This is a genomic window from Sediminispirochaeta smaragdinae DSM 11293, from assembly GCF_000143985.1.
GTDB classification, from domain to species: domain Bacteria; phylum Spirochaetota; class Spirochaetia; order DSM-16054; family Sediminispirochaetaceae; genus Sediminispirochaeta; species Sediminispirochaeta smaragdinae.
On the sequence record NC_014364.1, the window covers coordinates 4385669 to 4398653 of the forward strand.

A 12985-nucleotide genomic window follows, 5' to 3' on the forward strand; every position below is an offset into this window, starting at 1 on the left:
TCATTAATTGCCTTTACGGGGCAAGCAGCGAGCCGTCGACAAGATCTTCATAGCGATATTCGATATCGATGAGGGAGTGGGACAGCAACCACCGGACAACTTCACGGACCTCGTTCTCGGCAGGGAGGCGGGCAGACGTATAGGAAGGAAAGTGAAGGACTCCTCCGACACTTTCGGGAAAGCCCATTACCTTGATGATATCGTCAAGCTCGGCTTCCGAGAGTTCCCCATTCAGATAGGTCACGGCATGGTTATAGGCACCCCAAAAGGCCTTTATTTGATCGGCTCTTTTGTTCCTGGCATCGGAGGAGAAGACAAGGACCCCCGGGTTAATACCAAGATCCTCTGCAGATCCAAGCACCGTTGCGCCCGATGCTACAGCAGAGGAGGCCAGAGGCTCCGGCAGGGTTGCCCCCGCGAGCTTCCCACTGTTGAGCATCTCCAGACGTACGGGAATCTGAGGGATCGAAACCTTTTCAATGAAGTCCGAATCCTTTCCCTCGGCAGCAAGGATTCGATCGGTAGAGTACTCAATGATCGTATTTCGGGATAGGGCAACACTTTTTCCTTCCAAAGCGTCAATGCTCTCAATACCAAGGGCACTACTTCCCAAAAGCACATAGTCGCCGTCGGTCTTTGCCACCGCGGCGAGGCGAAAGCCTCCTTTCTTGGCAAAGGCAACGGCAAGCAAATCGGAAACCGCGCCGTCGATCTCTCCCGCCTGAAGGGCGGCATCCCGATTCATGGGGTTCTTAAAGGAGACAAGTTCAACATCGACTCCTGCATCCTTGTAATACCCCAGCGTTTCAGCCATCACAAGCGGAACGGAATCGACATCCGGCATGATACCGATTCTCAGAGCCGAAGCCCCGTTCCCATCTGCTTTTTCGGAAGCCCCGCCAGCAAAAAGCGGAGATACCGAACACAAGAATATGGCCACCGTCGACAAGGCGGCACAGACAACCTTTCTCATAGCTCTTCTCCCCAGGAGTGTATAAGTTCTCTTCCGACTCCGAGCTGTTCCATGACCCTTCCCACGGTCTGCAAAACAAGCTCTTCAACGGTAGTGGGGTGATGATAAAAACCGGGAGTCGGAGGCACAATCACGGCACCGGCCTCGGCCAGTGTTGTAAGATTTCTAAGATGAATAAGGTTCATGGGACTCTCCCGGGGGACAATGACCAAAGGACGCCGTTCTTTCAAGGTGACGTCGGCTGCACGGCCGAGCAGGTTTGAGACTGCTCCGGAAGCGAGAGCGCCCAGGGTTCCCATTGAGCAGGGAACGATAGCCATCCCTTCACAATGAAAACTGCCGCTGGCAGGAGCGGCAAAAAAATCATCAGGCTCATGGACTATGAAACGTCCTACGGTACCGGGATTATCATTCTCTTCTTCGGCCCTGTTCAATATTTCGTCGATAGCTTCATCAAGCCCCATACCGATCTCATAGTCGAACACCTTAAGGCCGTTGACCGAAGGAAGAACATGGACCTCGACGCCCCTTTTTACCATTGCTTCCAGCAACACTTTGGCATATATGGCACCGCTGGCACCGCTTATTCCGACAAGATATCGTTTCAAAACAAACCTCCCCGCACTAGGAAATCGCCGACAACGGCGATAAAAAAGACAAGGCCCACAATCTGGTTCACGGTATAGGACGCAAAGAATACCTTTTCGAGCCACCCGGGCCGCACAAGACGATGCTGATAGAGGAAGAGTACCCCAATCACTCCTACACCAAGGTAATAGAAAAGCCCAAGGCCGACCACTATTCCGAATCCAATCAGCAAAAGTAGTGTGAGAAAATGCGCAACAGCTGCAAAGACGAGGGCAAGGGTAACGCCGAAGACCGAAGGAATTGAATACAGCCCCACAATCCTGTCATGTTCGGCATCGCTGGTGGCATAGATGATATCGAAGCCCATGACCCAGAGGGCATTGGCAGCCCCGAGAAGAAGGACCTGCCAGGAAACCGTCCCGGTAACGGCCACCCACCCTCCCACGGAGGCAGCGGCACAGGTGGCTCCAAGAAAAAGATGACAGAGCCAGGTAAATCGTTTGGTAAAGCTGTACAGGAGGAAAAGGGCTCCGGCCAAAGGAAGAAGATAGACACAGGTACGATTCAATCGAAAAGCGGCAAAGACAAGAAGACCGAAGAAAAAGAGGGCGAGGAGTGTCGCTTCCGCAAGAGAAACCCTGCCTGAAGGAAGGTGTCGCCCCGCTGTTCTCGGATTCTCCGCATCGATTTTCCGATCAACGATCCGGTTCACGGCATTTGCGCTATTCCGGCCCCCAAGGAATGCAACGACAACCCACAGCAGTGTATTCCAACCGGGAAAGCCCTTTGGAGTAGTCAACGCCCCTGCAAGAGCAAAGGGAAGGCTGAACACGGTATGGCTGAACATCACCATTCGCCCGTAGGCAACCAGCCTGCTTTGTCGTTTTTCTTCTCTCAAATCCCGTATTCCTTCCATCGTTGATTGACAAGAGCACGAATATCCTCGCTCATGGTGATTTCATCAGGCCAAAGCCTATCGTGGCCCTCTTCGGGCAGGGTTTTGGTGGCGTCGATTCCCAGCCTGGTCCCGTAATGGGGCAGAGGCGAGGAGTGATCGAGCGCATCCAGGGGCCCTTTACTCAAAACCAGGTCCCGGGATGCATCGATATTGTTGAATACCTTCCAGGCAACCGTGGAATAATCGTCAGGCCTTACATCTTTGTCTACCACGACAATCATCTTGGTATACATCATCTGCCCCATTCCCCAGAGGGCATTCATCACCTTACCGGCGTGGCCCGGATATCGTTTCTTGATGGAAACGATGACGCAGCCGTGGAAAACCCCCTCAAAAGGAAAGGAAATATCGACAATCTCCGGCAGCTGTAACTTTATCAGAGGCAAGAAGAGGCGTTCGGTCGCTTTTCCTATAAAGCAATCCTCCATAGGCGGCTTGCCGACCACGGTAGCGGGATAGACGGGGTGCTTTCGCCGGGTCATACGCTCAAGGTGAAAGACAGGATACCGATCCGCCAAGGAATAGTACCCTGTGTGATCGCCAAAGGGCCCTTCGGTGCGAAGGGGTTCCGCGGGATCAACATACCCTTCAAGTATGAACTCTGCCCCCGAAGGGACACGAATATCATTGCTTCGGCACTTGGTAGTGGTAACGGGAAGACGGCGAAGAAAACCAGCAAAGGCAAGTTCGTCGATTCCGAGGGGCAGTGGAGCGGTCGCCGCGTAGATGATCGCAGGATCGCAGCCGAGAGCAACCGAAACGGGCATCTTCTCTCCACGCGTGCGATATTTCTCCCAGAGCATACGCCCGTCCTTGTGAAGGTGCCAGTGCATCCCTGTGGTAGTTTTGTCGAAAACCTGCATGCGATACATCCCCATGTTCTGCTGTCCGGTATCGGGATCCATGGTGATGACCAGGGGAAGGGTAAGAAATCGCCCCGCATCTCCGGGCCAGCAGGTAAGAACGGGAAGCTTATCCAGATCAGGCTCCTCCTCCACCGCCTGGCAGGAAGCGGTCGCCGAACCAAGGGGAAAGACCGCCGCAAATCGGGAAAGATCGGGAAGAGATCGAACGGCTTCCAGGGGATTACGGTAGTGGGAAAGATCGAAGATCTTATTCATAGTCTCTTCAAGTCGATCGATCGAATCGACCCCCAAGGCGAGGGCCATACGCTTCATACTGCCGAAAAGATTAATGGCGACCGGAAACTCAGAGCCCCTAGGGTGTTCAAAAAGAAGGGCCGGTCCTTGGGCTTTCACAACCCGATCGTATATTTCGCTTATTTCAAGGTGGGGATCTACTTCTGCGGAAACCCGCTTCAATTCCCCCTGCTTTTCCAGGGTCGATATAAAATCCTGTAGGCCTTTATATGCCATGAGTGCGCTCCGATTATTCGCTTCGATGACTATTTTTATCATGATTGTATCTATTTTTCTATAGTGTTATAAATCTTGGCAAAAGAATCTATTTAAGAATTTTCTAACAACTTTATCGTATTTTTATGAATAAGAATTAAGCCGGCTTGCTGCATGCGGCTCAGTTCTCGGCAAACAGAACTTCTGTCAGCTGAAACAAGTGAAGCAAGAACCTCTCGTGTGAAGGTCAAATGAACGGTCCGACTTTTTTGTTCTCTGGAAAGATTTTCGAAAAACAACAAAAGTTTATCTTTTAATGTCCTTTGCCCAAGTAGCTGGACCTTTTTATTCAGAACGACGGCTTTTTCCGCCAGATCACGGACAAGATTCCGGAGAATTACATTGTAATACGGGCAATCCCTTTGTTTTCTATTCTCTTTTGAAGGCAGGGCAAGGAGAAGTAGTATCGTGTCAGAAGATGATCGGATGTCAAGAAAATCATTGCTTGATGCACTACAGACAAACGCTTCTGCAATTAAGTCCCCTTTCCCCATTCTGGAAATAAGAATGAGATGACCATCCCTGTTGATCTGTGAAATGTCCACACTCCCTTTTAGGATAATGGCTGCTCTCATCGGTTTTTCCCCAACAGGATATAAGACTCTTTCTTTGTCTACCTGTTCCTTTTTCCCCCGTAAGCAGTTGAGTGCATAGAAAATGGTATCTTTTGTAAAACCGTCGAAAAGGGGAGCTTTCAACAGCAAATCAATTTCTTCTTGAGTCCAATTTTCTTTCATTTCTATCAAGTCTATCAAGAGCTAATTAAGTCAAAACAAACTAAATTTATAACCTTTCCAATGGCAGAAAACCATAAATGTCCTAATATGTTGCCGTTGCAACAGAATAGATAATTAGGTAAAGCTATTATACTTAAGATACCATACTTTAAGGAGCATGTAATGAAAAAAAGAAATATAATTCTTTTGTATTTAGTTGTTCTGACAACAACTGTCGTTTCTCTTTTATATGCAGGTGGATCTCAAGAAAAAAAACGAGCGGAGAATTCCTCTGTTATATCGGATCCTTTAACCATAACGTGTGGAATTCCTACGGCTCCTCCTGCCCTACCTCTTTTGCGGATGATAGAGACGCAGGCGTTAGGTGAATATGTTCATTTTGAATATACTTTGTGGACTTCTCCTGAACAGCTTGTATCTATGCTCCAAGGGAAGGAAGGCGATATGTTTGCTTTTCCGTTAACCCTTGCCGCCAAGTTGTATAATAAAGGCATAGGCTTGGCTCTTACTAATGTCAATACCTGGGGAGTAACCTATTTCACAACTATAGATCCTGATTTCAAGGATTGGACAGATCTTAAAGGTAAAACGATCTATATCCCGCTTCGATCTTCTCCTCCTGACTGTCTGACACAAGTATTTCTCCAAAACGCGGGAGTGGATTTGAAAAAAGATATAGAAATTATTTATTCAACACAGGCCGAGATCGCCAACCTCATGGCTGCGGGAAAGATTGAATATGCGACCCAAATAGAACCCCAATGTACCATGTCTATGATGAAAAACCCTGAGATTCGGTCTGTTTTTTCTTTTACCGAATGTTGGCAGGAACTGAAACAGAACGATACGGACCAACCGAATGCTGGTTGGGGCGTGCGAACTTCTTTCATTGAAGCGCATCCTGAACTTATGGCACAATTCGAGGCTGAGTATAAAAAGGCAGTCGAATGGGTCGTTACAAATCCGGCTGAAGCGGCTCAGCTTGCCCATGAAAAGCTTCATATGTCAGCTGCGGTTTTTGAGAAAGGAATCCCCCGTATGGGCATACGATATCAGACAGCGCAGGAAGCAAAAGACGATTGTATAGCATTGTTTACATTGCTTTACTCCTTTGATCCTAAAACCATCGGAGGGAAAATACCGGACGGCGGTCTGTACTATGATGGGCAAGACTAAGGCAAGCGTGACAGCCCTTGTTCTGGTAATAGGGGTCTGGGGCATTCTTTCTTTCATCTATCCGCCCCTTGTAATACCAACTATTCCTTCTGTATGTGTGAAAATTGTAGAAATCATGACACATGCAGATATGCTGCAAATCATTCTGGTTAGCTTTACCCGTCTTATCACGGCACTTACAGTGGGAACGATAGCCGGTTTTGCCATAGGAATTCTCTGTGGAAAATTCACAGTCTTTCGGGAAATCACAGGTCCCCTTATCGGAGTCCTGCAAGTTATACCACCGGTGGCCCTCCTGATACTTGCGATCCTCTGGTTCGGATTTAATGGGAAACCGGCTATTTTCATTGCTTCCATGGCAATATTCCCAATAATGGTGATCAGTGTACAGCATGGAATAATGAATATTGATCCCAAAACGCTGGAAATGGGGGAGACATTCAGATTAACGAAACGTTCCATGTTTCTCGACATCATTATACCGTCAATTCGGCCGTCATTGACCTCAGGATGGAGGATATCTTTGGGACTTGCCTGCAAAACTATGGTAATGGGCGAAGTTCTTACCACCCCTACGGGAATCGGAGGGGCCTTGTCTCAGGCGAGGATGAATCTTGAGCCGGAAACCGTTATAGCCTGGACGGTCATAACAGTTCTTATTTTTTATGTTATTGATTGGCTTACGAAGGGGAAACGGCATGCTTAAAATCAAGCACCTTTCAAAGGTGTTTAACGGAAAACATTTAAAGGTCCTTGACGATATTTCTTTTCAAGTCGGACCTTCCGAAATTGTCATAGTAACCGGCCCTTCAGGGTGCGGCAAAACAACATTGCTTCGTATCATTTCCGGCAATATCACTCATTTTGAAGGGGCGATTAACACAAGCTTTAGCAAAACGGGGTTTGTCTTTCAGGAAGATAGGCTCCTTGAATGGAAAACTGTTTTTGAGAATGTTTGTCTGGTAGCTCAGGACGGTAACAAAGAACGTGCTATGGAGCTTTTACGGGAAGTAGGCCTGGGAGGATTCGAATCCTACCATCCCAAAGACCTAAGCGGGGGGATGAGACAGCGATGCGCAATAGCTAGGGCTCTGTTCTACGGTTCCGATATCCTTTTGCTGGATGAGCCGTTTAGATCACTTGACCACAAACTTCGTCAGGAAATGCTGAAACTTGTGAACGAAATCAAGACAGAAGAAAAAACTGCTGTTCTTTTTGTAACGCATGATATTGATGAGGCTCTAAAACTTGCTGACAAAATTATTGTACTGACGAAGCGCCCAGCAAGAGTTGCGGGAGAATTCACAATTAGTACAGATACAAAACGAAGGAATCTCGATTCCTGTACATTTCAGAAATTAAAAGAAAAGATCATCTCGCTACTGGAGGAATAGATATGGAATTTATTCAGAAACTCAAACAAGCAGAAATATTAGAAATTTCCAAACTTCTCATCCCGTCTCCCGGACAAATCTTCAGCACAAAACTTGCCGAAAACAGACTCTTAAGACTTGAACTATATGCTCTGGCCAAAGAAGAATCCATAAGCGGCCATAATCTTTTGGAGACAACCCTTTACCTCGTTACCGACGGAATTTTATCCATAAATGGCAGAGAGGTAAAGGATGGTGATTTTTGTATTGTAGAAAAGTCTGTTTGCTCAGAATTGAAAGCAATAAAAAATTGCCAGGTTTTTATCTATACATTTTTTGATGAGATTGAATCTGAGATTTCCCTTAAGCATTTGCCGGTAGCTACTCCGGGAGCTTTGGCAGAATGGATAGAGGTCCGGGAACATTCAGTTTCCAGTAAAGCCATTATTCAACAAAAGGAACTTACATTAACTCTATTTGCTATGGATACAGATGAAGGTCTTAGCACACATGCAGCGCCAGGTGATGCCATGATAATTCCGCTCTTTGGAGCAAATCATGTCGAAATTGATAATAGACCTTTTGAGATTCGACAGGGGAATTTTATTATATTGCCCGCAGGAATTCCTCACTCCCTGAAAGCAATAACTCCTTTCAAAATGCTGCTCACCGTGGTCAAGGCATAAGCTCGAAAGTTCCGCAATAAGAAACAAAGCTCTATCTCTGTTTCTTCTGACTCAGTAGACCCAAAACCTCTTGCCGCCTTATACTCTGGTCTATGCTGGAATTGAAGCATTGTAGATATGCCTATCCTGAACATAGCGATACGGCCGTTTTTCAAGATATCTCTTTTATTGCAGAAAGAGGTAGGACCATAGCGATTCTCGGTCCTTCGGGCTGTGGTAAGAGTACCCTTATCGCCATGATCGCCGGCATTCTGCGTGGAGAGGGAGAGGGCACGATCAGCCTCGACAGCCGCCCTATAGAACGAGGGCATAGAGGCATAGGTCTTATTCCCCAGCATTTCGGCCTGCTTCCCTGGCTTAGCGTCGAAAAGAATATCGAAGTGGGATTGCAGCTACGCCGAGTGGCAAAAAAAGTGCGCATGGCAAAGGCAGTCGAAGCCGCACGAGCCGCGGGCATAGACCGATACCTCGACCGTTATCCGGCTGCCTTAAGCGGCGGAGAACAGCAGAGGGTGGCCCTTGCCAGGGCCTTGGTTACCGAACCCGAATTGCTGCTCCTCGACGAACCCTTTTCAAGCCTTGATGCGATTACCAGAGAGGGGCTCCAGGAACTACTCGCCTCCATTACAGACGAGAAGATGATCGTCGTACTGGTGACCCATAGCATCGAAGAGGCGGCATATCTGGCCGACGCGACCCTGGTGATGTCGCCCGGTCCGGAGAGCAGCGGTAATTTGATAGAACTGCCGCCCAAAGGTGAGAAAAACCAACGAAGCTCTCAGTTATATTTTGAGCGATGCAGGCTGCTGCGAAATGCCCTTGAGGAGGCATGCCGATGAAGCGCTTCTTTTCCGGTCCAATCATCGGCCTCGGCGTGGTTATCCTGCTGTGGGCCGCGCTCAGCTCCTTCCGCCCGGAAATCATTCCGCCGCCGCTTTCAACCTTTGCGCTCTTTTTCTCCCTTCTACCTGGGGTCCTGCTGGCCCATGCCGGGGCTACCATGCTTCGGGCTGTTACGGCAATTGTCGTTACCTCGCTCATCGCCGTTCCTCTCGGGGTCGCAGCCGGACGTTGCAGGCTGATCGACCGCGTCCTCAGCCCGGTCAGTTACCTGCTCTACCCCATTCCCAAAGTGGCCCTGTTACCAGTGGTCATGCTGCTTTTCGGCCTTGGAAACCAAGCAAAGGTGATCCTTCTGATTTTGGTACTCTTCTTCCAAATGATGTTGGCGATACGGGACGCTGCCGCCAACATTCCTGATCAGTACTTTACAACCATAGAGGTCCTGGGCGGCGGTCCTTTGGCGAAATTACGATATGTCATTATTCCTGCGGGATTGCCCCGATATGTAACGGCCCTCAGGGTGGGAACGGGAACAGCCCTTGCCGCCCTTTTCTTCAGCGAAACCTTCGCCACTCATTATGGCCTTGGTTTTTTTATCATGGACTGCTGGATGAGGATAAACTATCCGGAAATGTTTGCAGGGATCATTGCCATGGGCGTGGTAGGCGGCATAATGTTTGCCCTCATTGATCTGGCTGAATATCTACTTATTCCCTGGAACCGACAAAAATAATATATAGTGTTCGGAATCCTGGTGGTCAAAGCCTCTCAATTGCTTTTGTTGCCGCCAATTGCAGAAGTATAGGAACATACGATCAAGCAATCCTGGAAACCTAAGGAGTTTTCCGGGAAAGACGGCATGAAACCACCAGGATTCCGAACACTACTAAAATAATACTATCGACAACCCCTTGCCTATCGGCCGAATTTGCCCGCTTCGATGGACAAAAAAAAGCCGGCGCATCGCCGGCTTTTAGGGGCTTGTAGGATCCGGCCAAAAGGCCTTCAACCTAATCAACGCCTCACTTTGTTTTGAAAGAGAAACGCAGAACGTTTCCCGTCACTATGTTCTTCTTTCCTTCGCCGGGGCTCAATCCCGGCATATTCCGTAAGGTGGTTTCATGATCATTCCTCCTTATCAGTACTAGAAATGTACTACTCCTATGCTCGGAAGTCAAATTTCGCGCTGCTTTTTTTTAACAATATCCTGTACCGCCTGAAGCACATCCGCAGCCCCATCCTGACCGTTTCCGGCTATCTCTGCAATCTTGTCGACACTTGCCTCGGCAATAGCCTCCAAGGAACCAAAAGTGCTGAGAAGCGCCGCGGCCCGCTTAGCCCCTATTCCGGGAATCGATTCGAGGGAAGAAAGTTTTACCCCTTTCTTTCGGAGATGCTTGTTGAACCCAGTTGCAAAACGATGGCTTTCATCCCGAACAGCCTGGAGAACCCGCAGGGCCTCATTACCTTCGGGAAGTCGCACCGGTTCGCCGCTCCCCGGGAAATGAATCTCTTCGAACTGCTTGGCAAGACCGATCACTGCCACATCTTTCAGCCCTACGGCGTTGAGGATGGCCCTGGCGGCGTTCACCTGGCCTTTTCCTCCGTCGATCAGCACCAGATCGGGGCGTTCGATCCCCTCGTTGACCACCCTGGTATAACGGCGGGCAACAACCTCACGGATTGCCTCGTAATCGTCGATCTTTCCTTCAAGGGTCTTTATGTGAAAACGACGGTAACTGCCTTTATCGGGATTTCCATTATAAAAAGATACCATGGATGCAACGGGATATTTTCCGGAAAGCTGGGCGATGTCAAAGCCCTCGATCCGGCGAGGCAGCTTCTTTAAACCGAGAATTGTACGGAGCTCCTCCAGACCGGGAATATTGGCCTCAGCCTTGAGCCGCTTTTCCAGATCGTGCAGGGCATTATCCAGCACCATACGCAAGATACGGGAATGTTTCCCCTCCTCGGGGATAATGATGGAGACGTCTTTGTTCCGTTCATTCTTAAAAAAGGAGGCTACCAGCTCCGTGTCGAAGCCGCCGGAGGTAAAGACCGTTTCCGGAATATCCTTGAGTTCCCCATAATAACGGAGAAAAAACTGAGAAAAAGCCTCATCTTCACTCGAAAGGGCCCGTCCGCGATAAAGATCCCGTCCAACTAATTTACCATCCCGCATGCGAAAGACGGCAAAAGAACAGAGAGAATCGTTCATGGCGCAGGCAACATAGTCCCTGCTCTCTGAGCTGAAGTCGACCACTTCCTGATCCTTGCCCACCGTTTCAACGGCGGAGATGGTATCCCGCAGTTCTGCTGCCTTTTCAAAATCAAGACGGGAGGCAGCCTCCTCCATGCGCCGTCGGAGCCCGACAAGAAGTTCTTCGGTCTCTCCCGAAAGCAGGCGCCGTGCCCCATCCACATGGCGTAAATAACTCTCACGATCGATTTTCCCACAGCAGGGTGCAGAACAGCGGCCGATGTGGTAGTAGAGACAGGGGTGTTCACGCTTTTTGACCTTCCCCTTGCATTTGCGTAAAGGAAAAAGTCGTTCGATCAGATCAAGATAGACATCAATGTCCCCGACATTGGTGTAGGGGCCGAAGTATTCCGATCCATCCTGAATGATCCGGCGGGTACGAAAGATCCTTGGGAAGGGCTCTGCGGTAATACGAATGACAGGATAGCTTTTTCCATCCTTCAGGTTGATATTGTAGCGGGGCGTATGCTCTTTGATCAGGTTGTTCTCGAGCAGCAAAGCCTCATACTCATTGCCGGTGGTGATATACTCGATCCTGTCGATCCGATCGACGAGGACCCGTGTTTTGACATCCTTGTTTCCGCTAAAGTAGCTGGAGACCCGTTTTTTCAGGTTTTTCGCCTTGCCGATGTAGATAATCACACCGCCGGTGTCCCGCATAAGATAGACACCGGGACTTCCGGGAAAATCCCGCACCGTGGCTTTCAACGCTTCGTACACAAAAAAACTCCCGCCGAAAAGATACTTCCGACGGGAGCCTATGATCAACCCAAACCGGACTTTCTTCTCGTATAGATATCGTAGAAGACGGCAAGCAAGAGAACCAAAGCCTTCACGACATACTGCCAATCGGCCCCGATATTCATAAGAGACATACCGTTGTTGATGACACCCATAACCAGTCCTCCGGTGATGGCACCGATGATGGTTCCGATACCGCCGGTAGCGGAAGCACCACCGATAAAGCAGGAGGCAATGGCATCAAGCTCAAAGAGATTACCGGCCTGAGGCAGCGCCGAGTTCATGTATCCGGTAAAAACCAATCCTGAAAGACCGGTAAGTCCGCCCATGATAACGTGGACCACGAAGATGACCTGTTCCGAGTTGATCCCCGAAAGTTTTGCCGAACGGGCGTTACCGCCGACTGCATAGATATATCGCCCGATCACACTATTTTTCGTGACAAAAACAAAGACGGAAATGACGATACCAAGAACTACGGCAATCATGGGGATCCCCCGATAATCGGCAAACTTATAGGAAAGCAAACCGATCATGGCGATAATGAAGGCTAATTTTAAAACAAAGTAGCGCATGGGAAGAACATCAAAACCCCGTCGCAGTTTTGCCTTTCGCGTATGTATACTACTAAAGAGAAAAAGGACAATTAAGACAGCCCCGACAATCAGGGCAAGGGTATGAAGTCCCCCGATATTAAGTGATTCAATGGTAATCGAACCGGAGGTGATCCGCTTAAAACCGTCGTCCCGCAGACTGATCGGTGTCACATCGGTGATGACGTAGGTAAGACCACGGAATAGAAGCATACCGGCCAGGGTCACGATAAATGCAGGAATCCTGGCATAGGCTACCCAAAATCCCTGCCAGACTCCGGCAAGAAGTCCCACCACAATGGTAAGAAAGATAGTAGGAACGATAGGAATTCCGGCATTATAGATCATTGCACTAATAGCGCCGATAAAAGCACAAAGCGATCCGACCGAAAGATCGATATTTCCGATGATGATAACAAGCACCATACCCACAGCAAGAATGAGGATATAGCTGTTCTGAATGAATATGTTGGTGATATTCCGCGAGGTAAAGTTTACGCCCCCGGTAAGGATAGAAAATACCACAAAAATCAACCCAAGCATGATAAACATCGAGTAGTTTCTGATATTTTCCTTCGCAAGCTGCAGGAACGTCACTTGTCCGCTGCTGTTTGTTGCTTTCGCCATATATTTACTCCTGAA

At 48.8% G+C, this 12985-nt stretch carries 13 protein-coding genes; 6 read left to right on the forward strand and 7 right to left on the reverse strand.

All coding sequences use genetic code 11. The annotated features are described in order from the left end of the window. Window positions 1-13: 13 nt before the first annotated feature. The 5 genes from SPIRS_RS20435 to SPIRS_RS20455 are packed head-to-tail and all read right to left on the reverse strand — an operon-like array spanning window position 14 to window position 4671. Window positions 14-973 carry an ABC transporter substrate-binding protein gene (locus SPIRS_RS20435; protein ID WP_013256595.1) on the reverse strand — a complete coding sequence of 320 codons (960 nt, stop codon included), beginning with the start codon at window positions 971-973 and terminating at the stop codon, window positions 14-16. Continuing rightward, on the reverse strand, window positions 970-1581 hold the full coding sequence (locus SPIRS_RS20440; protein WP_013256596.1) for a UbiX family flavin prenyltransferase: 612 nt from the start codon (window positions 1579-1581) through the stop codon (window positions 970-972). The genes SPIRS_RS20435 and SPIRS_RS20440 overlap by 4 nt, the downstream gene beginning before the upstream one ends. After that, window positions 1578-2459 (reverse strand): UbiA-like polyprenyltransferase, encoded by an 882-nt coding sequence (locus SPIRS_RS20445; RefSeq protein ID WP_245537640.1) that lies wholly within the window; start codon window positions 2457-2459, stop codon window positions 1578-1580. The genes SPIRS_RS20440 and SPIRS_RS20445 overlap by 4 nt, the downstream gene beginning before the upstream one ends. Continuing rightward, entirely contained in the window at window positions 2456-3937 is a 1482-nt protein-coding gene (locus tag SPIRS_RS20450) for a menaquinone biosynthesis decarboxylase (protein WP_245537641.1), read from the reverse strand. Before SPIRS_RS20450 ends, SPIRS_RS20445 begins: the two co-directional genes overlap by 4 nt. A 50-nt stretch (window positions 3938-3987) precedes the next feature. Continuing rightward, entirely contained in the window at window positions 3988-4671 is a 684-nt protein-coding gene (locus tag SPIRS_RS20455) for a Crp/Fnr family transcriptional regulator (protein WP_013256599.1), read from the reverse strand. 162 nt (window positions 4672-4833) lie between these two features. On the opposite strand from SPIRS_RS20455, the gene SPIRS_RS20460 reads away from it, so the two are divergent. The 6 genes from SPIRS_RS20460 (at window position 4834) to SPIRS_RS20485 (ending at window position 9482) form a co-directional block, all read left to right on the forward strand. Beyond that, the gene (locus tag SPIRS_RS20460; protein ID WP_013256600.1) at window positions 4834-5847 is read left to right on the forward strand and encodes an ABC transporter substrate-binding protein; all 1014 of its coding nucleotides are present in this window, start codon (window positions 4834-4836) and stop codon (window positions 5845-5847) included. Continuing rightward, the gene (locus tag SPIRS_RS20465) at window positions 5831-6553 is read left to right on the forward strand and encodes an ABC transporter permease (RefSeq protein ID WP_013256601.1); all 723 of its coding nucleotides are present in this window, start codon (window positions 5831-5833) and stop codon (window positions 6551-6553) included. Before SPIRS_RS20460 ends, SPIRS_RS20465 begins: the two co-directional genes overlap by 17 nt. Then, window positions 6546-7241 carry an ABC transporter ATP-binding protein gene (locus SPIRS_RS20470; RefSeq protein WP_013256602.1) on the forward strand — a complete coding sequence of 232 codons (696 nt, stop codon included), beginning with the start codon at window positions 6546-6548 and terminating at the stop codon, window positions 7239-7241. Before SPIRS_RS20465 ends, SPIRS_RS20470 begins: the two co-directional genes overlap by 8 nt. 2 nt (window positions 7242-7243) lie before the next feature. Beyond that, window positions 7244-7906 (forward strand): cupin domain-containing protein, encoded by a 663-nt coding sequence (locus tag SPIRS_RS22260; protein ID WP_013256603.1) that lies wholly within the window; start codon window positions 7244-7246, stop codon window positions 7904-7906. Between the two features lie 92 nt (window positions 7907-7998). Next, window positions 7999-8745, forward strand: a complete 747-nt coding sequence (locus SPIRS_RS20480; RefSeq protein WP_013256604.1) for an ABC transporter ATP-binding protein — start codon at window positions 7999-8001, stop codon at window positions 8743-8745. Then, window positions 8742-9482: an ABC transporter permease gene (locus SPIRS_RS20485; protein WP_013256605.1), complete on the forward strand. Its 741-nt coding sequence runs from the start codon at window positions 8742-8744 to the stop codon at window positions 9480-9482. Before SPIRS_RS20480 ends, SPIRS_RS20485 begins: the two co-directional genes overlap by 4 nt. Window positions 9483-9923: 441 nt before the next feature. Here the strand turns inward: SPIRS_RS20485 and uvrC are convergent, their stop codons facing one another. Together uvrC and mmsB are read right to left on the reverse strand one after the other, a co-directional pair. Next, window positions 9924-11729, reverse strand: coding sequence for an excinuclease ABC subunit UvrC (uvrC, locus tag SPIRS_RS20490; protein WP_013256606.1), 1806 nt, complete (start codon window positions 11727-11729; stop codon window positions 9924-9926). A 44-nt stretch (window positions 11730-11773) separates the two neighbouring features. After that, the gene (mmsB, locus tag SPIRS_RS20495; protein WP_013256607.1) at window positions 11774-12970 is read right to left on the reverse strand and encodes a multiple monosaccharide ABC transporter permease; all 1197 of its coding nucleotides are present in this window, start codon (window positions 12968-12970) and stop codon (window positions 11774-11776) included. Window positions 12971-12985 lie beyond the last annotated feature (15 nt).

Excerpts from the sequence above, each read along its gene's own strand:
- SPIRS_RS20435 (WP_013256595.1), bottom strand. The coding sequence starts at position 973 with ATGAGAAAGGTTGTCTGTGCCGCCTTGTCGACGGTGGCCATATTCTTG.
- SPIRS_RS20450 (WP_245537641.1), bottom strand. The coding sequence starts at position 3,937 with ATGATAAAAATAGTCATCGAAGCGAATAATCGGAGCGCACTCATGGCA.
- SPIRS_RS20455 (WP_013256599.1), bottom strand. The coding sequence starts at position 4,671 with ATGAAAGAAAATTGGACTCAAGAAGAAATTGATTTGCTGTTGAAAGCT.
- SPIRS_RS20460 (WP_013256600.1), top strand. The coding sequence starts at position 4,834 with ATGAAAAAAAGAAATATAATTCTTTTGTATTTAGTTGTTCTGACAACA.
- SPIRS_RS20465 (WP_013256601.1), top strand. The coding sequence starts at position 5,831 with ATGATGGGCAAGACTAAGGCAAGCGTGACAGCCCTTGTTCTGGTAATA.
- SPIRS_RS20470 (WP_013256602.1), top strand. The coding sequence starts at position 6,546 with ATGCTTAAAATCAAGCACCTTTCAAAGGTGTTTAACGGAAAACATTTA.
- SPIRS_RS22260 (WP_013256603.1), top strand. The coding sequence starts at position 7,244 with ATGGAATTTATTCAGAAACTCAAACAAGCAGAAATATTAGAAATTTCC.
- SPIRS_RS20480 (WP_013256604.1), top strand. The coding sequence starts at position 7,999 with ATGCTGGAATTGAAGCATTGTAGATATGCCTATCCTGAACATAGCGAT.
- SPIRS_RS20485 (WP_013256605.1), top strand. The coding sequence starts at position 8,742 with ATGAAGCGCTTCTTTTCCGGTCCAATCATCGGCCTCGGCGTGGTTATC.
- mmsB (WP_013256607.1), bottom strand. The coding sequence starts at position 12,970 with ATGGCGAAAGCAACAAACAGCAGCGGACAAGTGACGTTCCTGCAGCTT.